This window comes from Streptomyces sp. NBC_01477, from assembly GCF_036227245.1.
In the GTDB taxonomy this organism is placed as follows: domain Bacteria; phylum Actinomycetota; class Actinomycetes; order Streptomycetales; family Streptomycetaceae; genus Actinacidiphila.
This window is the reverse complement of the sequence record NZ_CP109445.1, coordinates 2,140,782-2,165,741: the sequence shown is the minus strand read 5'-3', so window position 1 is coordinate 2,165,741 and position 24,960 is coordinate 2,140,782. Positions and strand designations below refer to the sequence as shown.

At 70.9% G+C, this 24,960-nt stretch carries 21 protein-coding genes; 12 read left to right on the top strand and 9 right to left on the bottom strand.

The window, feature by feature from the left end; genetic code table 11:
- Window positions 1-107: 107 nt before the first annotated feature.
- From OHA86_RS08580 to OHA86_RS08570, 3 genes are all read left to right on the top strand, one after another.
- On the top strand, window positions 108-734 hold the full coding sequence (locus OHA86_RS08580; RefSeq protein ID WP_329173844.1) for a histidine phosphatase family protein: 627 nt from the start codon (window positions 108-110) through the stop codon (window positions 732-734).
- A 14-nt stretch (window positions 735-748) separates the two neighbouring features.
- Window positions 749-1,549, top strand: coding sequence for a DeoR/GlpR family DNA-binding transcription regulator (locus tag OHA86_RS08575; RefSeq protein WP_329173842.1), 801 nt, complete (start codon window positions 749-751; stop codon window positions 1,547-1,549).
- A 312-nt stretch (window positions 1,550-1,861) separates the two neighbouring features.
- Window positions 1,862-3,388, top strand: a complete 1,527-nt coding sequence (locus OHA86_RS08570) for an FGGY-family carbohydrate kinase (RefSeq protein ID WP_329173840.1) — start codon at window positions 1,862-1,864, stop codon at window positions 3,386-3,388.
- Window positions 3,389-3,447: 59 nt separating this feature from the next.
- Here the strand turns inward: OHA86_RS08570 and OHA86_RS08565 are convergent, their stop codons facing one another.
- From OHA86_RS08565 to OHA86_RS08550, 4 genes are read right to left on the bottom strand one after another with little or no spacing between them, the layout of a single operon-like run.
- Window positions 3,448-4,155, bottom strand: coding sequence for a glycerophosphodiester phosphodiesterase (locus OHA86_RS08565; protein WP_329173838.1), 708 nt, complete (start codon window positions 4,153-4,155; stop codon window positions 3,448-3,450).
- Entirely contained in the window at window positions 4,152-5,495 is a 1,344-nt protein-coding gene (locus tag OHA86_RS08560) for an ABC transporter substrate-binding protein (protein WP_329173836.1), read from the bottom strand. Before OHA86_RS08560 ends, OHA86_RS08565 begins: the two co-directional genes overlap by 4 nt.
- On the bottom strand, window positions 5,492-6,355 hold the full coding sequence (locus OHA86_RS08555) for a carbohydrate ABC transporter permease (RefSeq protein ID WP_329173834.1): 864 nt from the start codon (window positions 6,353-6,355) through the stop codon (window positions 5,492-5,494). Before OHA86_RS08555 ends, OHA86_RS08560 begins: the two co-directional genes overlap by 4 nt.
- The gene (locus tag OHA86_RS08550; protein ID WP_329173833.1) at window positions 6,352-7,314 is read right to left on the bottom strand and encodes a carbohydrate ABC transporter permease; all 963 of its coding nucleotides are present in this window, start codon (window positions 7,312-7,314) and stop codon (window positions 6,352-6,354) included. Before OHA86_RS08550 ends, OHA86_RS08555 begins: the two co-directional genes overlap by 4 nt.
- Window positions 7,315-7,620: 306 nt before the next feature.
- On the opposite strand from OHA86_RS08550, the gene OHA86_RS08545 reads away from it, so the two are divergent.
- From OHA86_RS08545 to OHA86_RS08535, 3 genes are read left to right on the top strand one after another with little or no spacing between them, the layout of a single operon-like run.
- Entirely contained in the window at window positions 7,621-8,610 is a 990-nt protein-coding gene (locus OHA86_RS08545; RefSeq protein WP_329173832.1) for a phage baseplate protein, read from the top strand.
- A gap of 49 nt (window positions 8,611-8,659) precedes the next feature.
- Complete coding sequence (locus OHA86_RS08540) at window positions 8,660-9,148, top strand: helix-turn-helix domain-containing protein (protein ID WP_329173831.1); 489 nt, start codon at window positions 8,660-8,662, stop codon at window positions 9,146-9,148.
- Between the two features lie 29 nt (window positions 9,149-9,177).
- Window positions 9,178-9,930 (top strand): MgtC/SapB family protein, encoded by a 753-nt coding sequence (locus OHA86_RS08535; RefSeq protein WP_329173829.1) that lies wholly within the window; start codon window positions 9,178-9,180, stop codon window positions 9,928-9,930.
- 64 nt (window positions 9,931-9,994) lie between these two features.
- Here the strand turns inward: OHA86_RS08535 and OHA86_RS08530 are convergent, their stop codons facing one another.
- The 4 genes from OHA86_RS08530 to OHA86_RS08515 form a co-directional block, all read right to left on the bottom strand.
- Window positions 9,995-10,336, bottom strand: coding sequence for a hypothetical protein (locus tag OHA86_RS08530; protein WP_443054210.1), 342 nt, complete (start codon window positions 10,334-10,336; stop codon window positions 9,995-9,997).
- A gap of 27 nt (window positions 10,337-10,363) precedes the next feature.
- Entirely contained in the window at window positions 10,364-12,094 is a 1,731-nt protein-coding gene (ctaD, locus tag OHA86_RS08525) for an aa3-type cytochrome oxidase subunit I (RefSeq protein WP_329173828.1), read from the bottom strand.
- 124 nt (window positions 12,095-12,218) lie between these two features.
- On the bottom strand, window positions 12,219-13,403 hold the full coding sequence (locus OHA86_RS08520; protein WP_329173826.1) for an outer membrane protein assembly factor BamB family protein: 1,185 nt from the start codon (window positions 13,401-13,403) through the stop codon (window positions 12,219-12,221).
- A gap of 261 nt (window positions 13,404-13,664) precedes the next feature.
- Window positions 13,665-14,693, bottom strand: a complete 1,029-nt coding sequence (locus OHA86_RS08515) for a glycoside hydrolase family 26 protein (protein WP_329173824.1) — start codon at window positions 14,691-14,693, stop codon at window positions 13,665-13,667.
- Between the two features lie 209 nt (window positions 14,694-14,902).
- On the opposite strand from OHA86_RS08515, the gene OHA86_RS08510 reads away from it, so the two are divergent.
- The 6 genes from OHA86_RS08510 (at window position 14,903) to meaB (ending at window position 24,262) form a co-directional block, all read left to right on the top strand.
- Window positions 14,903-15,466, top strand: coding sequence for a hypothetical protein (locus OHA86_RS08510; protein WP_329173822.1), 564 nt, complete (start codon window positions 14,903-14,905; stop codon window positions 15,464-15,466).
- 29 nt (window positions 15,467-15,495) lie between these two features.
- Window positions 15,496-17,664, top strand: coding sequence for a bifunctional polysaccharide deacetylase/glycosyltransferase family 2 protein (locus OHA86_RS08505; protein WP_329173820.1), 2,169 nt, complete (start codon window positions 15,496-15,498; stop codon window positions 17,662-17,664).
- The gene (locus tag OHA86_RS08500; RefSeq protein WP_329173818.1) at window positions 17,661-18,959 is read left to right on the top strand and encodes an acyltransferase family protein; all 1,299 of its coding nucleotides are present in this window, start codon (window positions 17,661-17,663) and stop codon (window positions 18,957-18,959) included. The genes OHA86_RS08505 and OHA86_RS08500 overlap by 4 nt, the downstream gene beginning before the upstream one ends.
- Window positions 18,960-19,268: 309 nt before the next feature.
- Entirely contained in the window at window positions 19,269-21,083 is a 1,815-nt protein-coding gene (locus tag OHA86_RS08495) for a methylmalonyl-CoA mutase subunit beta (protein WP_329173816.1), read from the top strand.
- Window positions 21,083-23,263: a methylmalonyl-CoA mutase gene (scpA, locus tag OHA86_RS08490; protein WP_329173814.1), complete on the top strand. Its 2,181-nt coding sequence runs from the start codon at window positions 21,083-21,085 to the stop codon at window positions 23,261-23,263. The genes OHA86_RS08495 and scpA overlap by 1 nt, the downstream gene beginning before the upstream one ends.
- A gap of 12 nt (window positions 23,264-23,275) precedes the next feature.
- Window positions 23,276-24,262 carry a methylmalonyl Co-A mutase-associated GTPase MeaB gene (meaB, locus tag OHA86_RS08485; RefSeq protein WP_329173811.1) on the top strand — a complete coding sequence of 329 codons (987 nt, stop codon included), beginning with the start codon at window positions 23,276-23,278 and terminating at the stop codon, window positions 24,260-24,262.
- 127 nt (window positions 24,263-24,389) lie between these two features.
- On the opposite strand, the gene OHA86_RS08480 is transcribed toward meaB, so the two are convergent.
- On the bottom strand, window positions 24,390-24,887 hold the full coding sequence (locus OHA86_RS08480; RefSeq protein WP_329173809.1) for a MarR family winged helix-turn-helix transcriptional regulator: 498 nt from the start codon (window positions 24,885-24,887) through the stop codon (window positions 24,390-24,392).
- Between the last annotated feature and the right edge of the window lie 73 nt (window positions 24,888-24,960).

Sequence of the window (24,960 nt, the reverse complement as noted above, 5' to 3'; positions counted from 1 at the left end):
ACGCAGCGTGTTCGCGCTTCGGATGATAGATCTAACATTGATGATGTGAAGAAGCAATGCCGCCGGGCCGCACGGAGCGGCCCGGCGTCCCGAGTGAGAGGCGTCAGATGGCGACCCGACTGCTGCTCGTACGGCACGGCCAGACCGAATGGCACGCGGAGAACCGCTATGCGGGGATCTCCGACGTGGCGCTGACCGGGGAGGGGCTGCGCCAGGCCGAGGCGCTGGGCGCGTGGGCCGGGTCGCGCACGATCGACGCGGTCGCCTGCTCGCCGCTGAGCCGGGCCCGCGCCACGGCCGCCCCCGCCGCCGGCCGGCTCGGCCTCGTCCCCGAGGTCGTCGCGGGCCTCAGGGAGGTGGACTTCGGGTGGGGCGAGGGCCGCACGCTGGCGGAGATGCGGGTCGCGGACCCCGACGCCGTCCGGGCCTTCGAGACCGACGCCGCGGCCCACCCGCTGCCGGGCTCCGAGCCGCCGCTGCCGGCCGCGCGCCGGGGCCGGGAGGCGCTGCGCGGCCTCGCGGAACGCCACCCGGGCGCCGTCGTCCTGGTCGTGGCCCACAACAGCCTGCTGCGCCTGGCGCTGTGCCTGATGCTCGGGATGGACGTCGGCGGCTACCGGCGCCTGCTGCCGGTGCTCGACAACGCGGCCGTCACCGAGATCGAGGTGGATGGGGAGCGCACCGGCCTGCGCTCGCTGAACGTGCCCACGAGTGCCTTCCCGCACGCGCTGTGAGGGAGACTGTGGGAATGAACACCACCGGCGCGTGGACGGGTACCGCCCGCCCCCAGGACGCCCGCAGGCAGACCATCGCCGAGCATGTGCTCAAGCGGGGATCGGCCACCGTCGCCGAGCTGGTGGAGCTGACCGAGGTCAGCGCGATGACCGTCCACCGCGACCTGGACGAGCTGGCCAGGCGCGGTGTGCTGCGCCGGTTCAGGGGCGGTGTCTCGGCCCTGCCCTCGACGGTGTTCGAGAGCAACCTCGACTACCGGCTCGGCGTGCACGTCGCCCAGAAGGAGGCCATCGCCGCGGTGGCCGCCGAACTCGTCGAGCCGGGCATGTCGGTGATGCTGGACGACTCCACGACGGCCCTGGCGCTCGCCCGGCTGCTGGCGACGCTGGGACCGCTGACGGTGGTGACCAACGCGCGGCACATCGTGGACGTGTTCATCGAGCACGACGAGATCCGCCTGATCGGCCTCGGCGGGGAGTATTCGCGCACCCACGACTCCTACCTGGGCGTGCCGTGCGTGGAGGCGATCGAGGCGCTGTCGGTGGACATGGTGCTCGTCAGCACCTCCGCGATGGACGCGCGGATGACGTACCACCAGGAGCAGGACGTCGTGCTGGTCAAGCGGGCGATGCTGCGGTCCGGCACCCGCAGGACGCTCATGATGGACCGCTCGAAGATGTCCCGCACGGCACTGCACCGGCTCGGACCCGTGGCCGACTTCGACCACCTCGTGGTGGACGAGGGCGTGGACGCCGACGCGCTCGCCGAACTGCGGGAAGCCACCGACGTGCGGGTGGCCCCGGCCGCCGGCTGACCCCTGCCGCCCAGGCCGCCGGCTGGCCCGCTGTCAGTGGCGCCGACCGGCCCCGCCGTCCCGGTCGTCGGCCGCGCCGCTGCCGGTCGGTTACGGGGTGCGGGCCGCCGGCCGGCTCCGCCCCGGACACCGGCGGAGGCACCCGTACGCCCTGGGCAGTACCATCCACAGCTGTTAATCTCACATGACATGTGATGCAAATGAGCCGGAGTGACGTCTCCGTCCTTCGCGCGAGCTCCCGTTTTCGCACGGGGAATCAACGCGCTGTCACTTTGTGTCATGTCCCCTCAGGAGAGGAACGGGCGCGCCCCCATGACTGCTTCCGATACGACGACGGCGCCGCACGCCGTCCCCGTGGTCGTCGGCCTCGATGTCGCGACCGCCGCCGTGCGCGTGGTGTGCGTCGACGCCCGCGGACGGGTCGCCGCAGAAGGCGGCGCGGACCTGCCCCAGCCGGTACGCACCCCGGGCGGCGGCCGTGAGCAGGACGCCGGGACCTGGTGGCCCGCCGCCGTCTCGGCGCTGCGCCAGGCCACCTCGCGGCTGCCCGGCCGCGGCGCCGAGGTGCGGGCGATCACCGTCTCCGCGACCTCGGGCACCTTCGTCCTGGCCGACAGCGCGGGCGAGCCGGTGTGCCCCGGCTCGATGTACGACGACCGGCGCGCCGCCGATCTCAACGCCGAGGCCCAACTGCTCGGCGCCGACCGCTGGAAGCGGCTGGGCCTGTCGGTGGGCCCGACAGCGGCGCTGGGCCGGGTGGCCCGGCTGGCACGGCTCAGCCGCGGCCCGGCCCCGGCCGCCGACGACGGCTGCGACCGCCTGCGCAGCGGGGACGCCGGGTCCTTCCGCGTCCTGCACACCCCCGACCTGCTCGGCCGGCACCTCACCGGGGCGCCGGTGGCCGCCGACTGGAGCCACGCGCTCAAGACCGGCTACGACCCGGGCGCGGGGGAGTGGCCGGCCGAGGTCCTCCCCGCGCTGGGCGTCCCTGACACGTGGCTGCCCGCCGTCCGGGCACCGGGGTCCGAGGCCGGCGTCGTCTGCCGGCGGGCGGCGGACGAGACGGGACTGCCCGAGGGCTGCTCGGTACGCCTGGGCATGACGGACGGCTGCGCGGGTCAGATCGCCACCGGCGCGGTCCTGCCGGGCCGGTTCGTGGGTGTGCTGGGCACCACCTATGTGCTCAAGGGCGTGACCCGGGAGCTGGTCACCGACCCCTGGGGCGCGATGTACAGCCATCGGCACCCCGACGGGTGGTGGCTGCCGGGCGGGGCGTCCAACACCGGCGGCGAAGCGCTGGCCGGCACGCCCGCCGACCGGCTCGCGGCTCTCGACGCCGCCGCGTCCGCCCGCGGCCCCGCGGCCTGCGTCCACTACCCGCTGCGCCGCGAGGGCGAGCGCTACCCGTTCGTCTCCGGTGCGGCCCGCGGCTTCCGGCTCGGCGCCCCCCGCGACGACGTCGAAGGGCACCGGGCGGCGCTGGAAGGCGTCGCGTTCCTGGAGCGGCTGGCCGTCGACCATGCCCGGGCCCTCGGTATCGCCGTGGACGCCCCGCTGTACACCGCGGGCGGCGGCAGCCGCAGCGCGCTGTGGAACCGCGTCCGCGCCACCGCGCTGGACATGCCCCTGCGCACCGTTCCGCGGGCGGAGACCGCCTTCGGCGCCGCGCTCATCGCCGCGGCCGGGACGCTGCACGCGAGCCTGGCGGACGCCACCGACGCCATGGTGGAGCCGGGGCAGGTGGTGGAGCCGGTGCCGGCCGAGCGCGAGGCGCTCCAGGACTCCTACGGGCGCTTCACGGCGGAGCTGCGCGCGCGGGGGTGGCTGGACAGGGACTGACCGGGGCAGGCGGGAGGGGGCGCGGCCGGCCGGCCGCGCCCCCTCCCGCCTGCCCCGGGTCAAGCCCGCTCGGCGCCGCCCAGCCACGCGTCGATGAGCCCGGGGTGGTCGGTGGTGACCGCGTCGGCGCCGAGCGCCACGCACCGCCCGAGGTGGTCCCGGTCGGCGGCGGGCCAGATATCGACCTTCACCCCGCGGTCGCGGAATTGCGCCATCATCCCGGCGGTGAGGCTCGGATCCAGCTCCGGGCAGACCCACGACAGCTCCAGGTCCGTGACGGCCGCCAGCACGGAATCGTCGCAGCGATGGGTGATCAGGCCCCGCCGCACCCGCGGCAGCAGCTCCGCGGCATGGGCCAGGACATCGCGGTGGAAGCTGGTCAGGACGACGCGGTCGGGCAGCGCGTCGCTCCGGTCGAGTTCGGCCAGGGCGGGGACGGCCGCCGCGGCCTTGATCTCGACCTGGACGAGGCCGGGGAAGGCGTCCAGCGCCTCGGTGAGGGTGGGAATGCCTTCTCCCTCGCCGGCGTCCAGCGCGGCCATCTGCGCCCGGGTGAGGTCGTGGACCTTCCCGGTGCCGTTCGTCGTACGGTCGACGGTCGCGTCGTGGATCACCACCAACCGGCCGTCCCGGGACACGCGTACGTCCAGCTCCACCCCGTCGGCGCCCACCTCCTGGGCGCGCCGGAAGGAGCGCAGGGTGTTCTCCGGGGCCTCCTCCCTGGATCCTCGGTGGCCGTAGACCAGGGGCCGCCGCACAGTCGTCACAGGTGCTCCTCGATGGTTCTCCGGTAGCGGTCGACGCCCTTGCGCAGCTTCGCGGCCACGTCCGAGAAGGCCGTCTCCGCCGGGGTGTTGCCCGACCACATCCGCTGCAGGCCGGTGTAGATCTGCACGTTGGCGTTCGGCACCATGAGCCGGACCCGGTCGCCCTTGCGGACCAGCGGAAACTGCTTGACGGCGGTGGAGTAGTTCGGGTCCTCGGCCAGCAGTCCGGACAGCACCGGGGTCGTGACCGCGGCCGGCACCACCGGCATGTACCCGGTCCGGGCCGCCCACTGGGCGGCGTTCTCCGGGCGGGCCAGGAAGCGGACGAATTCCACCGCGGCCTGCTTGCGCTCGTGCGGGGTCCGCTTGAAGATGCCGAGGCCGCCGCCGCCGGTGTTCACCGCGAAGTCCTTGTGCCGGGGCAGGAGTCCGGTGCCCAGCTCCCAGCCGCCGGCCTTCGCCATCTCGGTCAGCTTCTTCAGACTGCCCGTCGAGGTCACGAGGCTGGCGATGAGCTGGTTGCCCAGGTCGCTCGCGGGGTCGTCCGACATGTAGGCGATCTTCTCCTCGAAGATCAGCCGCCGCTGCCACTCGCCCGCCTCGACCGCCGCCTCCTTGTCGATGGTGACGTCGAGCCCGTCGGAGTAGGCGCCGCCCCACTGCCAGGCGGTGCACTGGAACTGCCAGTCGCCGTCGACCTTCTGGTAGGCCTCAAGGCCGACCTTCTTGCCGTGCAGCTTGATCCTGGTGATCTCCTTGGACCAGTCGTGCAGTTCGTCCCAGCTGGCGGGCGGCCGGTCGGGAGTGCCGGCCTTCCGGAAGAGGGTGCGGTTGTAGTAGAAGAGCGGCGTCGACCTGGCCAGCGGCAGCCACCAGGTGCGGTCGCGCAGCCGGCCCTCGCCCAGCAGCTGCTTGTTGTACGTACGGTCCAGCTCGCCGCTGTCGAAGTACGCGTCCCACGGCTCCAGCGCGTCACCGAAGTAGAATCGGTACCACTTCACGTCGGAGAGCACGCACAGGTCGGGCGCCTGTCCCGCCAGGAGGCCGACGACGGCCTTCTGGGCGCAGTCGTCGTACGAGCCCTGGAACTGCACGTCGACGTAGATGTCCCGCTGTTCCCGGTTGAAGGCGTCGGCGAGCGCCTGAAGGGCGTTGCCGGGCACGGCGGCGAAGGCCGACCACAGGACGACCCGGGTACGCCGCCCGAACGCGGCGGGCACGGAGCCGCCGGGCTGGCCCAGCGGCCCGGTGGAGACGCCGCAGGCGCTCAGGCCCGCCGCCGCCGAGGCGCCGAGACCGAGGCCCAGCAGACGGCGGCGGCTGACGGAGGACTGGCTCACTTTCCGGCTCCCTGGGTCAGTCCCGCGATGATGTACCGCTGGGCGATGAAGAAGACGACGAGGACCGGCACGATCACCATCACGGTGCCGGCCAGGATCGCGCCCCAGTTGGTGTAGGTCTCCTGGTTCTTCAGGAAGAGCAGGCCGACCGGCAGGGTCCGCATGTCGGTGCTGTTGGTCACGATCAGCGGCCAGATGAAGTCGTTCCACTTCGTCACCATGGTGACGATCGAGACCGTGATGACCATCGGCCTGGACATCGGCAGGACGACCCGGAAGAGGGTGCGCAGATGGCCCGCGCCGTCGATCCTGGCGGCGTCCATGACCTCCATGGGCAGCGTCATCATGTGCTGCCGCAGCAGGAAGGTGCCGAAGACCGAGCCGAGTCCCGGCACGATGAGGCCGGGATAGGTGTTGACCCAGCCCAGCCGGGCGATGGTGAGGAAGTTCGGCAGCAGCGTCACATGGCCGGGCACCATCATCGCGCCGAGCAGGAACAGGAAGAGCCACTTCTTGCCGGGGAAGGGCAGGAAGACGAAGGCGTAGGCGCACATCAGCGCCGTGCAGACCTCGATCGCCGTGCCCGCGAGCGCCACGACGGCGGAGTTGATGAAGAACCGGCCGAAGGGGGCCGCGTCCCAGGCGTCCTTGAAGTTCGCCCAGCGCAGGTCGGTGGGGACCCAGCGCGGCGGATACCGGTAGATCTCCGGGTTGGTCTTGAGCGCGGACGACACCAGCCAGTAGAGCGGTCCCGCGGCGACGACCGCCACCAGGACGAGCAGGGCGTAGAGGCCCAGCCGCTTGGCACGGCCGGGGCGGCGCGGCGGACGGGCCGCGGTGTCTGCCATGGTGACGGTCACTGGTAGTGCACCTTTCGCTCCAGAAAGCGGGCCTGGACCGCGGTCATGAGCAGCAGCACGACGAACATGATCATCGCCGCGGCGGAGGCGCGGCCGGCGTCGAAGGCCCGGAAACCCTGGTCGTAGATGAACCAGCTCAGGATGGATGTGGATGTTCCCGGTCCGCCGCCGGTCATCACGGCGATCACGTCGAAGGCCTGGAAGGTGCTGATGACGGAGGTGACCAGGAGGAAGAAAGTGACGGGGGACAGCAGCGGCAGGGTGATCCGGGTCAGCCGCCGCCAGGCGCCGGCGCCGTCGAGCGCGGCGGCCTCGTAGACCTCCTTCGGCAGGCCCTGGAGGCCCGCCAGGTAGACGACGGCGACGAAGCCGATGTTCTTCCAGAGGTAGACCAGCACCAGGCCGGACAGCGCCCAGTGCGAATCGGTCATCATCGCGGGGGCGGCCAGGCCGATCGGCGCGAGCAGCGGGTGGATGAGGCCGTAGTTCGGGTCGAAGATGAACAGCCACAGGGTGCCGACCGCCGCCCCTGACAGCACGTAGGGCGCGAAGACCAGGGTGCGCACCGCGTTGCGGCCGCGCAGGCGCTGGTTGAGCAGGAGCGCGGTCAGCAGTCCGAGGAGCATGCCCCCGGCGACGATGCCGACCACGAACAGCACGGTCGTCCACAAGGTGGTGCGGAAGTCCGGGTCGCCCAGCAGGTCGGTGTAGTTGCCCAGGCCCACGAACCCCTTGGTGGCGGAGATCATGTCCCAGTCGGTGAAGCTGAGGTAGGCGTTGTAGACGACCGGCCAGTAGGCGAAGAGCAGCAGAAGCAGCATGTTGGGCGCCGCGAAGGCGAGGAACAGCAGGTGGTCGCGGCGTTTGCGCCTCGCTCCGGCACGGCGGGAGGCGCCTTCGGCGGCCGGTGGCCGCTCGGGCGCGGCGACACCGTCCGGTATCAGGTCGGTGGCAGACACGGATCGTGCCTCCTTACGGAAGGGCTGCAGGACGCCGGGACGCTCGCCCGGATGATGAGTCCTAGATATCAACAGGTGTGATGAGAAGGGAACACCTGGGGCGGTGACAATCTGATACTTCTAGCCCGACATAACCGGGCACTCAGGGGTAAACGTGAGAGTCCTGTTACGTTCCGCTGTCACTTGTGTCATACGTGTGTGTCCGGACCGGTGTGAGCCGAAGTCAAAGTAACACCGAAGACTTGATTTCTAGCAGGTGTGATGTGAGATTTACTGCTCCACGACACCCGTCACGTTTGGAGAGCCATGACCACCTCGCAGGCAGGCCGCCCCGGCGTCTCGCGCCGTACGCTGCTCAGGTCCTCCGTCGCCGTGGCCGCCGCGGCGGCCACGGTCGGCACGCCGGTCAGTGCCGCCGCCGGCGGCACCGGGGCCGTGGCGGACGGCGAGCGGTTCGACCTCACACAGCCCTCGTACGACCTGTTCCGCAATGTCGCGCTGCACAGCGCCACGGTGCTCCAGGGTTTCGCCTTCAACGACGTCAACGGCCGGCTGTTCACCATCCAGCTCACCTCGGGCACGGGCAGCACCTCGGGCGACCTCACGGTCACCCAGCTGTCCCTGACCGGCCAGCAGTCGGGCTCCATGACGCTGACCGGCTTCGGGCACGGCGTCTCGATCGCCGCCCAGCCCGTGGGGTCGGACACCTACCTGTGGACCGAGAAGGACGCCAACACCAACGGCTACGGCGCCCACCTGACCCGCTTCCGGTTCGTCAACGGCTCCACCCTCGACCACGGCGCGGCCTCGCTGCCCACCTACACCCCCGTCGCCGGGGGGCTGGAGTTCACCTGCTCCATCGACGCGCAGCACGACCGGATGGCCGTGCGCTACCACACCCCGGCCGGCAAGCGGATCGCGCTGTTCCCGCTCGCCGACGCGACCGCGGGCACCTTCTCGAACACGATCCTCGACATCGCGCAGCCGGACGAGCTGGCCTCGGTCACCATCCAGGGGTACACGCTGTACGGGAACTACCTGTACACCCTGGACGGCACCGCCTACAGCGCGGCGAACCCCGATCCCGGCAACACCTACGTCCGCGCCGTCGACCTGGGCACCGGCGAGGTCGTGCAGCGGTTCCTCACCACGGCCGGCGGCTCGCTGACCTACCGTGAGCCGGAGGGGATGACGGTCTCGGTGATCCAGGGCGAGCCCCGGCTGTACTTCGGATTCGCCTCGCAGACGGGCAGCCCGCGGCTGGCGAACATCTTCTACAAGAAGGCATGGATCTAGAACCCGCGCCGGCCGCGCGCACACCCGCCGGACCCCGGGGCGTACCGCGGTGCACAGCGCCGAGGACCGGCTCGTCCGCGTCCTCGGCGCCCCCGGCCGGGACCTGGCGCTGCGGCTCGCCCGCGGGCCGGCGCGGCGGGCACTGCCCGGCCCCGCGCCGCGGCTCGCGGAACTGCTCCGGTCGCAGCAGGCCCGGGCGTGGGCGATGGACCTGCTGCGTCCGCTGGTGGACGACGCGGGTCCGCTGCTGACGACGGTACGTGCCTGGATCACCTGCGGCGGACGGGTGCAGGACTGCGCCGAGTTGATCGGACGGCACCCCAACACCGTCCGCAACCACCTGTCCTCCTGCGAGGAACTGCTGGGCCGCCGCCTCATGGGACGCGGCGGCGGCGCGCACGTCCTCGTCACCGCCCTCGGCATCCTGGGCGGTGGGGAGGGGGCCGGCCGGGCAGGAGGCGGCACCGGAGGGCCCAACGGCCGATTGCGGCCTTATCGGTTGGTACCGGATGTAAAAAGTGGGAAGACCCGGGCATGACGGGAATCCACCGGTTGTAGCGTGAACGGATGATTCATATCGCCTCGGTCGTCTGGGACCCCGACGGCGGCCAGGGCCTGCGTCAGCTCGCTGAGCTGGGGCTGGCCTTGGTGCTGTCGACGCTGATCGGACTGGAAAGAGCAGTACGGCAGAAAAGCGCCGGCCTGCGCACCCACACGCTGGTGGGTGTCGGCACCGCGCTGTTCATGGAGGTCTCCCAGCACGGCTTCAACGACGTGCTGGGGACGTACGGCGTCGGCCTGGACCCCTCGCGGGTCGCCGCACAGGTCGTCAGCGGCATCGGATTCATCGGCGGCGGCCTGATCTTCGTACGGCGGGACGCGGTGCGCGGCCTGACCACGGCGGCCACCATCTGGCTGACGGCCGCGATCGGCATGGCCTGCGGCGGCGGACTGATCCTGCTGGCCGTGGCGGTGACCGGTGTGCACTTCCTCGTCGTGCACGTCTTCCCGATGATCACCAGCCGCTTCCCCGCCATGTCAGCCTTCGAGGAGACCGACCTCCAGCTCTCCTACGAGGTGGGCGGCGGCGTCCTCGCGCGGGTCCTGGAGAGCTGCACGAGCGCGGGATTCCGGGTGGTCACGGTGAATGTGGACCAGGCGCCCTGGACGGTGGGGCCCGGCGATCAGCACACACCGGGCACGGCCCGGGTCCGGCTGTCGATCGAGGGCACGGGCGACATCGCCGCGCTGGTCGCCCGGCTCGCCGAACAGCACGGCGTGATCGGCTTCCGGTCGCCGATACCCGCCGACGAGGAGTGACCGGCGCCCGCTCCGGACCGCGGCGGTGCGGCTCGGAGCGGGCGCCCGGCGGCCCGGGTCCGTATCACCGGGCGACGATGACGCAGGCCGCGGCCAGGCCGACGGCAAGGGCGACGCACCCGGCGGCCGTCGCGACACAGCGCCGCTTCATGAGCGCGTACCGCTCGCTGTACTCGCCGCGCAGCTCGACCGCCCGGTCGCAGTTGCGCTGGAGCATGGCGCGTGAGGCGGCCACCCGGTCCGCCACATAGACGTGCATGATGTCCTCGCGCTGCGCGGACGTCAGCCACGGCAGGTGCGCGGCGAAAGCCGTCGCCCGCCGGCGGGCGTCCTCGACCTCCGCGTTCCACAGCAGGTAGCCGGCCATCTGGTCGAGCCCGTGCTCGTCGTGGCTCTCCGCTCTCACCGCTCGTCCCTCAGCTCGGCCGGACACTTATTTCTGCTTGTCGCCAGGGGCGACGGTGACCGACCTGTCGGGGCGGTTCGTCGCCTCGTCGAGGACGGTGATCTCGGGGTGGTGCAGGTCGAAGGCCGGGGATTCGGAGCGGATCCGCGGCAGCGAGGTGAAGTTGTGCCGCGGCGGCGGGCAGGACGTCGCCCACTCCAGCGAGCGGCCGTAGCCCCACGGGTCGTCCACCTCGACCTTCTTGCCGTACTTCGCGGTCCTCCACACGTTGTAGAAGAACGGCAGCATCGACAGGCCGAGCAGGAAGGAACTGATCGTGGACACCGTGTTCAGCGTGGTGAAGCCGTCGGTGGCGAGGTAGTCGGCGTAGCGGCGCGGCATGCCCTCGGCGCCCAGCCAGTGCTGGACGAGGAAGGTGCCGTGGAAGCCGAGGAAAAGCGTCCAGAAGGTCATCTTCCCGAGCCGTTCGTCGAGCATCTTGCCGGTCATCTTGGGCCACCAGAAGTGGAATCCGGCGAACATCGCGAAGACGACGGTGCCGAAGACCACGTAGTGGAAGTGCGCCACCACGAAATAGGAGTCGGAGACGTGGAAGTCCAGCGGCGGCGCCGCCAGGATCACACCGGTCAGACCACCGAACAGGAAGGTGATCAGGAAGCCCACCGACCAGAGCATCGGGGTCTCGAAACTCAGCGACCCCTTCCACATGGTGCCGATCCAGTTGAAGAACTTCACGCCCGTCGGCACCGCGATCAGGAACGTCATGAACGAGAAGAACGGCAGCAGCACACCGCCGGTCACGTACATGTGGTGCGCCCACACCGTCACCGACAGGCCCGCGATGGAGATCGTCGCCGCGACCAGGCCGATATAGCCGAACATCGGTTTTCGGGCGAAGACGGGGAGGATCTCGGAGACGATGCCGAAGAACGGCAAGGCGATGATGTACACCTCCGGGTGGCCGAAGAACCAGAAGAGGTGCTGCCACAGCAGCGCTCCGCCGTTTGCCGCGTCGAAGATGTGCGCGCCGAATTTGCGGTCGGCCTCCAGTGCCAGCAGCGCCCCGGCCAGCACGGGGAACGCCAGCAGCACCAGCACCGAGGTGAGCAGCACGTTCCACACGAAGATCGGCATGCGGAACATCGTCATGCCCGGTGCGCGCATGCAGATGATCGTGGTGGTGAAGTTGACCGCGCCGAGGATGGTGCCGAAGCCGGAGAAGGCCAGGCCCATGGTCCACAGGTCGGCGCCGATGCCGGGCGAGTGCACCTCGCTGGACAGCGGCGAGTACGCGAACCAGCCGAAGTCGGCGGCGCCCTGCGGGGTGATGAAGCCGCTCATCGCGATCAGCGAGCCGAACAGGTACAGCCAGTAGGCGAACATGTTCAGCCGCGGGAACGCCACATCCGGCGCGCCGATCTGCAGCGGCATGATCCAGTTGGTGAAGCCGGCGAACAGCGGTGTCGCGAACATCAGCAGCATCGCCGTGCCGTGCATCGTGAACGCCTGGTTGTACTGCTCGTTGGACAGGAACTGGGTCCCCGGCCTCGCCAGTTCGGCCCGCATCAGCAGTGCCATGACCCCGGCGACGATGAAGAAGCCGAACGAGGTGATCAGGTACATCGTCCCGATCGTCTTGTGATCGGTACTGCCCGCCCAGTTCACGATCACGGTGCCGGGCCGCTTGCGCTTGGCCGGTACTTCGTCCTGATACGTGTCGTCGAGGTCGGCGGGATCCGCGGTGTCGCTCGTCGTCACGTTCTGCTCCGCCCGGTTGCAAAGGTTTTCAGCACGGAAGCAGACTCTCGGCACCGCACCCCGCCCTTGCGGCAGCCACGCCGCTGTTTCAGCCGATGGAGGGACCGCGAAATGATGAACGGCGCTACCGCGAGAAGCGGACCGCGTCGCTCGTGCCCTGCGCGTCGAGTTCGAGCACGCCGCCGTCGGGCGTCACATAGACCGTGCCCGCGGTGAAGCGCTCATGGGCGGTGGTGGCGGCGGGCAGGGCCGCGACCGGGGTGGCGCGGCCGGTGCGCGGGTCGAGCTGGACCAGCTGCGGGGCGGAGACCGGGCCGGCGAGCGCGAAGACCCGGTCGTCGCCCGGGGCGGCCGTGGCCAGCGCGGTGGCGGGGTAGGACCACAGCCGTGCCCCGGTGGTGGTGTCGTAGGCGTCGATCTCGGGGACGTCGGCCGTCAGGGCCGGTGTGACCAGGATGTTCCCGAGGAGCCGGGCGGAGTGGTCGGCGTCGCTGTCGTTGCCCGGCGCCAGCTCGGTGTCGCCCACCGCGAGCTTGCGGCTGCTCCCCGAGGCGGTGAAGACCCGCACGCTGTCCTCGCCGGCGATGTGCACCGAGGCGATCAGCGGTGACCCGGAGAAGACGTGCGCCAGATCGGTGTGGGCGTTCTGGACCCGGCTCCAGAGCACCTTCCCGGTCCTGCCGTCGTAGGCGGTGAGGCTGAACGGCTTCCTGCTGTCGGCGCAGTAGTCGTCGACGACCACGATCCCGGCGCTGCCCCAGTCGTAGGCGTTGCAGTAGTAGCCGCGTGCCGTGAAGCCCCACACGCGGTGGCCGGTGCGGACATTGAGCCCGCCGAGGAAGTTCTCGCTGACGATCGTGGCGATGTCGCCCTGCAGATAGGTCGTCGCGCCCACCGGGGTGGGGTGCTTGGTGTCGACCAGCGGTACGGTCCACAGCACCGTTCCCGTGGCGGTGTCTATCCCGGCGAGCGTGGTGCAGGACGTGCCGTCCGCGCCGAAGGCGACCGTGCCGAGGCCCTTGGCGGTCAGCGTGGGCGACATCGCGCAGGGGCTGGTGCCCTTAGCTGCCGCGCTGCCCGGCAGTGCGGCGGTCCACACGGTGTCGCCGTCGGCCAGGTCGTAGGCCGTGACACCGCCCCGGGTGCTCGCGCGTATCAGCAGTCTGCCCGTCAGCCAGCTGCCGATCAGCTCGTCGTCCGCGGCGGGCGCGCGCACCTTCCACGCCGGGGCCAGATGCTTCGACGCCGACGGCGCCGCCTCCTCCCGGTGCATGGCGAAGGCCGCGCCTCCCGCGGCCACCGCCAGCACGACCAGAACGAGCAGGATCCGCCCGGGCCGTCGCCGGCCCCCGCCCTCCGGCAGTGGGGGGGCGACCCCGTTGTCGACAGTCCTGCGGCCTGGAAAGGCCCCCCCGGCGTCCTGCCTTGGCGACGTCACCGTCGTCATCCCCGCACTTCCGCTCTGCTTGCTGCCTGGTCGCTTCTGCCCTGTGCTGCCCGGCCGGTCGCCGGTCGTACGTACCGCCGGAAGGCCCCCCGCCTCCCGCCCCCTGTGCTCGGCCGCCTGTCCTCAGCCGCTCCCGAAGGCGTGCCCGAACCGGTGGCGCGCAGACTCGGCCCGGAAAGCCGCCCGGGAGCCCACCGAGGTGTCGATCCGCCAGTCCATCACCTGGGAACCGCCAGGCCAGGTCTTGCGCTGGTCGTACCAGACCAGCCCGATCACCCCGGCCTCCGCGGCGCCCGCGAACAGGTCGCGCACCTGTGCCTCCTTCCGGGCGCTCTCCGCCACCGCGGTCTCGGTGATCAGCACCGGCTTGTCGGAGAAGCGGGCGATCTCGCGCAGTGTCGGGGTGAACAGCTCCGAGAAGGAGGCGCCGTCGATCGGGCCGTAGTAGCCGATCAGGCCGGTCCAGTCGACGTAGGAGTCGCCCGGGTAGTAGGGCCGCAGCTTCGCGGTGGCGCCGGTGTCGACCACATGCGGGCTCCACGCCCAGATGACGTTGGTGACACCGAGGCCGCGGAAGACGTCGTGGACGTGCTTCCAGGCCGCGACGAAGTCGTCGGCACCGGCGTGGCCCGGGCCCCATGAATTCCAGGGACCGTTCATCTCACCGGCGAAGGACAGCACCAGCGGGCCGCGGTAGCTCGCGATCTGCTGCGCCAGCTTGCGCACGTACGCGTCGTCGTGGCCGCCGCCGATGTCGGCGAGCGAGGTGTCGGAGGGGACCAGTGCGAGCATCGGCAACTGCCCGTGCTTCCACAGGAAGGCGTTGCCCTCCGGATCGAAGTCGTCGCCCCACGAGCTGTAATATTCACGGATGTCCGGCGCCCGGCCCGCCTGCGTACCGAAGGTCTTGACGATGTCGTACTGCCACGGCGTCTTGTCGTCCACCACGCCGAGCATCCGCCCTGCCGGACGCAGCATTGACGCGACGTCGAACGGGGCGCCCGATGTGCTGCCGCCGCCGCGGGCCGTGGTCCCCGCCGTGTCGGACGACCCATGGCCGGAGCCCGGGCCGCCGCAGGCGTAGGCCGCGAACAGCGCGACCACGGTGAGCACGACGGCAGCCGGGCGGCCGGAGCGGCGGATGGTGGCCATGGAGGGGTTCCGATCGGGCGGGTGGAGACGTTCGCGACCAGGATCCTATGCGTCGGGAGCCCGCCCGGCATATTTTCATCTCAATATGGTCACGTAGGTAGGATAGATCGTCATAAGTAGGGCAACCACCCGGACATGTGCGGCTTAGCGGCGCTATTTTCGACACCCGGAGCAGCCGCGGCACGAATCGAGAAAGCCCGAGGTCTTCGGTGACCAGCACACTGACGGAGGCCGAGCCCTCACCTGTCTTCGTCGACAGGACCGGACGGCGCGGGCGCCGCTTGCGCGGCCTCGGCTGGGTCTTCGGCGTCGCATTCGTCGGCGTCACCCTGTCGATGGTCTCCGGACTGCTGGGCACCCAGTCCGACGCCCCCTCCTTCCCGGTGCCGGGCAGCGCCAACACCCTTCCCCCCGGTCAGTACGTCAACGCGCCGCTGCCCGCGCCCCCGGGGAAGGCGAACCACAGCAAGGGCGCCCCGCACTCGTCGGCGGCGACCCCGACCGACAGCGCGACGGCCACCGCCACCGGGACGGCCACCTCGACCGCCACCGACACGGCCGACGCGGACGGGACCACCACCGGACGCACCACCACCGGACGCACCCCCGCCGGCGACGACCCCTCGGGCAGCGACCCGACCACAAAGCCCAGCAAATCCCCGGCTTCCAGTACCAAAGCACCGCCGACGCACTCCACCCCCACTCCGAGCGCGACGATCCCCCCGACGCAGGGCACCGCCGATCCCCCCGCTGCGCCGAACCCCGCCCCGTAGCCGCGCAAGGACTCAGGAACCCACCACCCATGTCCCGTCATCAACGCAGACGGCAGTCACTGCTGCGCCCGCGCAGACTCGCGGCGCCGCCGCTGCGGGTCTTCCTCCCGGTGACCGTGCTCGTCACCCTGCTGGCGCTGATGGTGCTGCGCGGCATGGCCAACAACGAGGTCTTCCACGACGAGAAGGTCGCGGTGTCGGTCGACAAGGGCACCGTGCCCAAGAGCGTGCTGGAGGGCGGTCCCGTCGTGGACTCCCGCGGCTCCCGGCAGGACCACCCGGTCAGCTACACCGTCCCCGACAAGACCGTGGTGCTGACCTTCGACGACGGCCCGTCGAGCGAGTGGACGCCCAAGATCCTCGACGTGCTCGCGAAGCAGCACATCAAGGCCGACTTCTTCGTCACCGGCTCGATGACCACCCGCAGCCCGGCGCTGATCCGCAGGATCGTCGCCGAGGGTCACGAGATCGGCCTGCACACCTACACCCACCCCGACCTGGCCCTGCACGACAACATCCGGCTCAACTGGGAACTGGGCGAGACGCAGTTGGCGCTGGCCGGCGTGGCGGGCATCCACAGCAGCCTGTTCCGGCCGCCGTACTCGTCCACCGCCGACGCCCTGGACGACTGGTCCTGGCCGGTCACCAAGAAGGTGGGCGCGAACGGCTACCTGGTGGCCTTCATCGACAAGGACACCGACGACTGGAAGCGCCCCGGCGTCAACGCCATCGTCCAGGCGGCGATGCCGGCGCTGCCCGGCCAGGGCGAGATGATCCTGCTGCACGACGCCGGCGGGAACCGGGCGCAGACGCTCACGGCGCTGCCGATCATCATCGAGAAGCTCAAGGCCCAGGGCTACACCTTCAAGACCATCGGTGAGGCGCTCGGCGCCGGCCCGGCGAACACCGAGGTCAGCGGCTCCACGCTGTGGGCGGGCAAGGCCTTCGTCTGGGCCACCACCTTCTCCGTCGGGCTGATGCCGTGGCTGGTGGTGCTGCTCGCGGTGGTCGGCGTCCTGGTCTTCACCCGGTTCGCACTGATGCTGGTGCTGTCGCTGGTGCATGTGCGGCGCACCCGGAAGGCCGGATTCTCCTGGGGGGCACCGGTCACCGAGCCGGTCAGCGTGATCGTCCCGGCGTACAACGAGCAGGAGTGCATCGCCAACACCCTGCTCTCGCTGGCCACCAGCGATCACCCGATCGAGGTGATCGTGGTGGACGACGGCTCCACCGACGACACCGTCGCACTGGTGCAGTCGATGGACCTGCCGATGGTCCGGCTGATCCGCCAGCCGAACAGCGGCAAGCCGGCCGCGCTCAACACCGGCGTGGCGGCGGCCTCGTACGACCTGATCGTCATGATGGACGGCGACACCGTCTTCGAGCCCGCCACGGTCCGCGAGCTGGTGCAGCCGTTCGCCGACGCCCGGATCGGGGCCGTGGCCGGCAACGCCAAGGTCGGCAACCGCGACACCCTGATCGGCGCCTGGCAGCACATCGAGTACGTGATGGGCTTCAACCTCGACCGGCGCATGTACGACGTCCTGGACTGCATGCCGACGATACCCGGCGCCGTCGGCGCCTTCCGCAGGGAAGCGCTGCGCCAGGTCGGCGGCATGAGCGACGACACCCTCGCCGAGGACACCGACGTGACCATGGCCCTGCACCGGGGCGGCTGGAAGATCGTGTACGCCGAGAACGCCCGCGCGTGGACCGAGGCGCCCGGCAGCATGAGCCAGCTGTGGTCCCAGCGCTACCGGTGGAGCTACGGCACCATGCAGGCGATGTGGAAGCACCGCCACGCGGTGCTGGAGCGCGGCCCCGCCGGGCGCTTCGGGCGGATCGGGCTGCCGTTCGTGGCGCTGTTCATGGTGTTCACGCCGCTGCTCGCGCCGGCCATCGACATCGCCATGGTCTACGGCGTCTTCTTCGTCGACCCGTACAAGAGCCTCGGCGCCTGGTTCGCGGTGCTGGCGCTGCAGGGCTTCTGCGCCTGGTGGTCCTTCCGCCTGGACCGCGAGAAGCCCTGGTATCTCATCACGCTGCCGGTGCAGCAGGTCGTCTACCGGGTGCTGATGTACATGGTGCTGCTCCAGTCCTGGATCACTGCCCTGACCGGAGGCCGGTTGCGCTGGCAGAAGCTGCGGCGCACCGGCGAGGTCGGCCTGGACGTCACCTCGGGGGCGACGCAGTCATGACGACGACAGAACCGGACGCGTACAGGGCGGCCGCCGCCGTGAACGACACCACCGCGACCATCCGGCTGCGGACCATCACCGTCCCCCCGGTGTTCGCCGAGAGCGCCCCGGACGACGAGGTCCCGGCCGGTCCCGAGCCCGCGGCGGCGCCCGCCCGCCCCCGGGGCGTACGCGACCGCTACCTCGACCTGCTGCGCGCCCTGGCGCTGGTCCGGGTGGTGATCTACCACAACTTCGGCTGGACCTGGCTGCCGCTGCTCTTCCCGTCGATGGGCGTGATGTTCGCGCTGGCCGGCTCGCTCATGGCCCGGTCGCTGAGCCGCCCCGCGTGGAGCGTCATCCGCGGGCGGATGCGCCGGCTGCTGCCGCCGATGTGGATGTTCGGCGCGGTCGTGCTGACCGCGATGATCCTCGACGGCTGGGGCCCGCACTCCGAGGGCCACCCGCACTGGTGGTGGGGCAAGCTCGCCTTCTGGGTGCTGCCGCTGAGCACCCCGCCCTTCGCCGAGACCGTGCACGGCTTCGGCGGCCACCTGCCGACCAGCTGGGCCGAGCAGGTCGTCGTCCCGCTGTGGTACCTGCGCGCCTACCTCTGGTACGTGCTGCTCTCGCCGCTCATGCTCAAGGCCGTACGCCGGCTGCCCTGGGTCACACTCGCGGTCCCGCTGGTGCTGTCGGCGGTCCTCAACTCCGGGCTGCTCGACCAGTCGGGCCGGATCATGGAGACCGCGACCGACTTCACCACCTTCGGCTCCTGCTGGCTGCTCGGCATCGCGCACCAGGAGGGCCTGCTGCGCCGGATACCGCAGTACGTCGTGCCGTCGATCGCGCCGCTGGTGCTGGCGGCCGGCTTCTGGTGGCTCCAGCAGGCACCGGTCGACGACCCCCGGATCGGCCCCGACCTGGAGGGGGTGCCGCTGGCGCAGGCCGTCTGGTCCTTCGGGTGCGTCCTGCTGCTGCTCCATCTGAGCCCCTCGTGGGAGCAGTGGCCTCGGCCGCTGGAGAAATTCAACGGCGTGGTCAGCCTGCTCAACTCCCGTGCGGTGACCGTCTATCTGTGGCACTGCGTGGCCCTGGTGCTGACCGAGCCGCTGATCGACCCGCTGTGGAACAACGAGTTCTGCTACACCCACCTGCGCTGGCTGCTGTCGAGCCAGTGGCTCCCGCTGCTGCTCGCCGTCCCGCTGATCGCGCTGGCGCTGCTGCTCTTCGGCTGGGTGGAGGACGTCGCGGCCAAACGCCGCCCCCGGCTGTTCCCCTACCCGCGCCGGGCGAAGGGCCGCCGCCGCGCGTAGCCGTCCGGGCCCGGACGGCTACGCAGCACACCGGATCACCGACCGGACCGGGCGCCGCTCAGGTCCGGCAGGTCATGGCGGCCCTTTCCCCGGCCGTGCGCCCATTGTTCACGGCCCGTCTGCGAGCAGCGCCGAATGGGAAATTCACCGGTGAAGTACGGGGACTTTCCCGTTTCCTTATTCCCATGGTGAAGAAGGCCGTTTCCTCCTGGCGGCGGCGGAACAGGCGCAGCGGTGAGAACAACCTCACACCCGGTCCGCACCCGGCAATTCGTGCGGTCGGCGGACCGGCTGCTCTAACATCCAGGCATGACGGTGTTGTCTGACGACGAGTTGCCTCTTGCGGCCGAGTTCCCTTCCGCGACGCATGATCAGTGGCGGGAACTGGCGGCCGGCGTTCTGCGCAAGTCCGGTAAGGAGATCACCGGTCAGGAGGCGGAGGACGCCCTGTCCACCGTCGTCGACGACGGGCTCCGCGTCCGCCCCCTGTACACCTCGCGCGACACCGCCGCCGCGCCCGGCCTTCCCGGCTTCGCCCCCTTCGTGCGCGGCAGCCGGCCCGAGGGCAACACGGTCGGCGGCTGGGACGTCCGCCAGCGGCACACGGCCGCCGGCGCCGAGGCGGTGCTGGCCGACCTGGAGACCGGCGCCACCTCGCTGTGGCTGGTGGTGGGCGAGACCGCCGGCATCCCGGTCGACGCACTGGCGGGCACGCTCGACGGTGTCCACCTCGACCTGGCGCCCGTGGTCCTGGACGCGGGCGAGGAGACCGTGCCGGCGGCGCGGCGCCTGGTGCGGATCCACGAGGAGCGCGGTGTCACCGCCGACGCCGTACGCGGCAGCCTGGGCGCGGACCCCCTCGGCCACGAGGCCGCCACCGGACGGCCGTACGACATCGGGCCCCTGGTCGAACTGGCCCGGCTGTGCGGCACACGCCACCCGGGCCTGCGGGCCTTCACCGTGGACGCGCTGCCGTACCACGAGGCCGGCGGCTCGGCCGCGCAGGAACTGGGCTGCTCCCTGGCCACGGGTGTCGCGTACCTGCGGGCGCTGACGGACGCCGGGCTCAGCGTCGGGCAGGCATATGAGCAGGTCCGGGAGTTCCGGTACGCGGCGACCGCCGACCAGTTCCTGACCGTCGCCAAGCTGCGCGCGGCGCGCCGGCTGTGGGCCCGGGTCGCCGAGGTGTGCGGGGTGCCGCGTGCGGGCGGGCAGCTCCAGCACGCGGTGACCTCGCCGGTGATGATGACGCGCCGCGACCCGTGGGTGAACATGCTGCGCACGACGGTCGCGACGCTGGCCGCGGGAGTGGGAGGTGCCGACGCGGTGACGGTCCTGCCCTTCGACCACGCGCTGGGCCTGCCGGACGCCTTCGCGCGGCGCATAGCGCGCAACACCTCGACCGTCCTGGTCGAGGAGGCGCACCTGTCCCGGGTGATCGACCCGGCCGGCGGCTCCTGGTACGTGGAGCGGCTGACCGAGGAACTCGCGCACGCGGCATGGGAGTTCTTCCAGGACATCGAACGGGCCGGCGGCCAGGCGGCGTCCCTGCGCTCCGGGCTGGTGCGCGACCGGCTGGCCGCGACCTGGTCGGCACGCAGCACCAGGCTGGCGAAGCGCACTGAACCGGTCACCGGGGTCAGCGAGTTCCCGAATCTGGCCGAGACGCCGGTGGTCCGTCCCCCGGCGCCCGCGCCGCCCCCGGGGGGCCTGCCGCGGGTCCGCCGCGATGAGGCGTTCGAGGCGCTGCGGGCCCGCTCCGACGCCCATCTCGCCGCGACCGGGGCCAGGCCGCGGATCCATCTGGCCGAGTTCGGTCCGGCGGGCGCGTCGTCCGCCCGGGCCGCCTTCGCGGCCAACCTCTTCCAGGCGGGCGGGATCGAGACCGTCACCGGGGGAGCCTTCGAGGACAGCGGCGCACGAGACGCGTGCCTGTGTTCCAGCGACGCCCTGTACGGGGAGCAGGCCGAGGACGTCGCGGCCCGGTTGCGCGCGGCAGGCGCGGAACACGTGTTCCTCGCCGGACGTCCGGCTGCTCACGCCGGTGTCGACACCTACGTCTTCACCGGCTGCGACGCGGTGTCCGTGCTCACCGCCGCCCTTGACCGTATGGGAGTGTCCTGATGTCCATCCCCGACTTCTCCGCGGTCGAGCTCGGCACCGGGACGCCCGGTGCCGGTCCGGACGAGTGGGGCCGCGCCGTCAAGGAGGCCCACGGCGACGACGACCTGCGGTGGGAGACCCCGGAGGGCATCGCGGTCAAGCCGTTGTACACGGGGAAGGATCTGGAGGGACTGGACTTCCTGGGCACCTTCCCGGGTGTCGCGCCGTTCCTGCGTGGTCCGTATCCCACGATGTATGTGAACCAGCCGTGGACGGTCCGGCAGTACGCGGGCTTCTCGACCGCTGAGGAGTCGAACGCGTTCTACCGGCGGAATCTGGCGGCCGGTCAGAAGGGTCTGTCGGTCGCGTTCGACCTGCCGACCCACCGGGGGTATGACAGTGATCATCCGCGGGTGACCGGTGACGTCGGCATGGCGGGGGTGGCGATCGATTCGATCTATGACATGCGGCAGTTGTTCGACGGGATTCCGCTGGACCGGATGACGGTGTCGATGACGATGAACGGCGCCGTGCTGCCGGTCCTCGCGCTGTACATCGTGGCCGCGGAGGAGCAGGGTGTGCCGCCGGAGAAGCTGGCGGGGACCATTCAGAACGACATCCTCAAGGAGTTCATGGTCCGCAACACCTACATTTATCCGCCGAAGCCGTCGATGCGGATCATCTCCGACATCTTCGCCTTCACCTCGCGGCGGATGCCGCGCTACAACTCCATCTCCATTTCGGGCTATCACATCCAGGAAGCGGGTGCGACGGCCGATCTGGAACTGGCGTACACGCTCGCGGACGGGGTGGAGTACATCAGGGCCGGGCGGGAGGTGGGGCTGGACGTGGACGCGTTCGCGCCGCGGCTGTCGTTCTTCTGGGCGATCGGGATGAACTTCTTCATGGAGATCGCCAAACTGCGCGCGGCCCGCCTGCTGTGGGCCAAGCTCGTGCGGCAGTTCGACCCGAAGAACCCCAAGTCGCTCTCCCTGCGGACCCATTCGCAGACCTCCGGCTGGTCGCTGACGGCGCAGGACGTGTTCAACAACGTGACCCGGACGTGTGTGGAGGCGATGGCGGCCACCCAGGGCCACACCCAGTCGCTGCACACCAACGCCCTGGACGAGGCGCTCGCGCTGCCCACGGACTTCTCCGCGCGGATCGCCCGCAACACCCAGCTGCTGATCCAGCAGGAGTCGGGCACGGGCCGGGTGATCGACCCGTGGGGCGGCAGCGCCTATGTGGAGCGGCTGACGTACGACCTGGCGCGGCGGGCGTGGCAGCACATCGAGGAGGTCGAGGCGGCCGGCGGGATGGCCCGGGCGATCGACGCGGGCATCCCCAAGCTGCGCATCGAGGAGGCCGCGGCCCGTACCCAGGCGCGGATCGACTCCGGGCGGCAACCGGTGATCGGGGTGAACAAGTACCGGGTGGAGACCGACGAGCGGATCGATGTCCGATCGGTCGACAACTCCTCCGTCCGCGCCCAGCAGATCGCCAAACTGCGCCGGCTGCGCGCGGAACGCGACGAGACCGCTTGCCAGGACGCGCTGGACGCCCTGACCCGGGCCGCCGGCGGCCGGCGGGACAACCTCCTCGACCTCGCCGTGCGCGCGGCCCGGGCGAAGGCGACCGTGGGTGAGATCTCCGACGCCCTGGAGAAGGTGTACGGGCGGCACGCGGGACAGGTCCGTACGATCTCCGGTGTGTACCGCACCGAGGCAGGGCAGTCCCCTTCCGTCGAACGCACCCGCGCCACGGTGGACGCCTTCGCCGAGGCCGAGGGCCGCCGCCCGCGGATCCTGGTCGCCAAGATGGGCCAGGACGGCCACGACCGCGGCCAGAAGGTGATCGCCACCGCCTTCGCCGACCTCGGCTTCGACGTCGACGTCGGCCCCCTCTTCCAGACACCGGCCGAGGTCGCCCGCCAGGCCGTCGAGGCGGACGTGCACATCGTCGGGGTCTCATCCCTGGCCGCCGGACACCTGACCCTCGTCCCGGCACTGCGCGAGCAGCTCGCCGAGGAGGGCCGGGAGGACATCATGATCGTGGTCGGCGGGGTGATCCCGCCCCAGGACGTACCGACGCTGCTCGACATGGGCGCGGCGGCCGTCTTCCCGCCCGGCACCGTGATCCCGGACGCCGCCCGCGAGCTGGTCGCACGGTTGGCCGCCGAACTCGGACACGGAGAGCTGTGAGGTCGCACCCCGGTGGCCATTGATCTCGACGAGTACGTCAGGGGTGTCCTCGACGGCAGGCGGGCCGTGATCGCCCGGGCGATCACCCTGGTGGAGTCCACCCGGCCCCAGCACCGGGCGCTCGCCCAGCAGTTGCTGACCGAACTGCTGCCGCGCAGCGGCAAGGCCCGCAGGATCGGTATCAGCGGAGTGCCCGGCGTCGGCAAATCGACGTTCATCGACGCCTTCGGAACGATGCTGACCGGGCTCGGCCACCGGGTCGCCGTACTCGCCGTCGATCCGTCGTCCACCCGGACCCGAGGCTCGATCCTCGGCGACAAGACCAGGATGGAGCGGCTGGCCGTCGATCCGCGGGCCTTCATCCGGCCCTCCCCGAGCGCCGGCACCCTCGGCGGCGTCGCGAAGGCCACCCGCGAGTCGATCGTGGTGATGGAGGCCGCGGGCTACGACGTCGTCCTGGTGGAAACGGTCGGCGTCGGCCAGTCCGAGACGACGGTGTCGAACATGGTCGACTCCTTCCTGCTCCTGGCGCTCGCCCGCACCGGGGACCAGTTGCAGGGCATCAAGAAGGGCGTCCTGGAACTGGCCGACGTCATCGCCGTCAACAAGGCCGACGGGCCGCACGAGCGCGAAGCCCGCTCCGCCGCCCGCGAGTTGTCCGGTGCGCTGCGGCTCATGCACGGCAGGGACGCCTTCTGGACGCCGCCGGTGCTCACCTGCAGCGCGCGCGAGTCGACCGGCCTGGACGCCGTCTGGGAGCGGCTGGAGGAGCACCGTGAACGGCTGCGGACGACCGGCCGGCTGGCCGCCCGCCACCGCGACCAGCAGGTCGAGTGGACGTGGGCCATGGTCCGCGAGGAACTCCTGGTCCGGCTGCGCGCCGATCCGGCGGTCCGCTCGCTGGCCCCGGTGCTTGAGCAGCAGGTCCGCGACGGCGAGCTGACGGCCGCGCTCGCCGCCGAGCGGATCCTGGAAGCCTTCGGCGTCCGGCCCGACTGAGTCCGGCCGCCTGTGTCCTTCGTCTTTCGGCTGTCTCACGGTCTTGCCAGTTGATGTGGCCGAAAGTCCCGGGGAAGCCCCGGAAGCGCGACTCGCCCCGTGGCGGACGAACCACTGCGGGCAGTGATCACCTGTCAGACCGGCTCCAGGCCGGCCCGCCGAGGTCGTGGGCAATCCAGCCCGGTGTGTCCAGGCGTACGGGCAGGTCTCCGAGCAGCGTGGTCAGGTGCGTCTCAAGGCTCGCGAGTTCGACGGGACCGATCTGCCGCTCCCACTGGCTGCGCAGCTCGTCGAAGATCGATTCGCCTTGTCGCAGCACTTCGAAGCCGAGTGGGGTGACCTGGAGGCGTTTGCGGCGAGCGTCGAGGGGGTCCGTGTCGCGTGCGACGTATCCGCGCTCCTGCAGCGCCGTTATGGTTTTCGCCGCCGCCTGCTTGGAGACCGACATGCGTCGGCCCAGTTCTGAGGCGTTGTCCGCGCCGGCGGTGATGGCCCGCATGGCGAAGTCGTGGACGGGACGCACGTCCTTGTAGCCGCGGCGGGCCAGTTCGGCGGTCGCGGCGTCCGCGAGTGAGCGGAAGCCTCCGAGCAGGAGCAGTGCGAGGTGAGCGCCGGATCGTGGCATGGAAGAAGGATACGGCTGCGCGCTGGACAACGACAACCTTGTTGTCTACTGTCATGGACAACAAGGTTGTCGA

Coding starts and splice junctions, on each gene's coding strand:
- OHA86_RS08575 (WP_329173842.1), top strand. CDS start 749: ATGAACACCACCGGCGCGTGGACGGGTACCGCCCGCCCCCAGGACGCC.
- OHA86_RS08500 (WP_329173818.1), top strand. CDS start 17,661: ATGACGACGACAGAACCGGACGCGTACAGGGCGGCCGCCGCCGTGAAC.
- OHA86_RS08480 (WP_329173809.1), bottom strand. CDS start 24,887: ATGCCACGATCCGGCGCTCACCTCGCACTGCTCCTGCTCGGAGGCTTC.
- OHA86_RS08535 (WP_329173829.1), top strand. CDS start 9,178: ATGATTCATATCGCCTCGGTCGTCTGGGACCCCGACGGCGGCCAGGGC.
- OHA86_RS08505 (WP_329173820.1), top strand. CDS start 15,496: ATGTCCCGTCATCAACGCAGACGGCAGTCACTGCTGCGCCCGCGCAGA.
- OHA86_RS08545 (WP_329173832.1), top strand. CDS start 7,621: ATGACCACCTCGCAGGCAGGCCGCCCCGGCGTCTCGCGCCGTACGCTG.
- OHA86_RS08515 (WP_329173824.1), bottom strand. CDS start 14,693: ATGGCCACCATCCGCCGCTCCGGCCGCCCGGCTGCCGTCGTGCTCACC.
- OHA86_RS08580 (WP_329173844.1), top strand. CDS start 108: ATGGCGACCCGACTGCTGCTCGTACGGCACGGCCAGACCGAATGGCAC.
- scpA (WP_329173814.1), top strand. CDS start 21,083: ATGTCCATCCCCGACTTCTCCGCGGTCGAGCTCGGCACCGGGACGCCC.
- OHA86_RS08495 (WP_329173816.1), top strand. CDS start 19,269: ATGACGGTGTTGTCTGACGACGAGTTGCCTCTTGCGGCCGAGTTCCCT.
- OHA86_RS08570 (WP_329173840.1), top strand. CDS start 1,862: ATGACTGCTTCCGATACGACGACGGCGCCGCACGCCGTCCCCGTGGTC.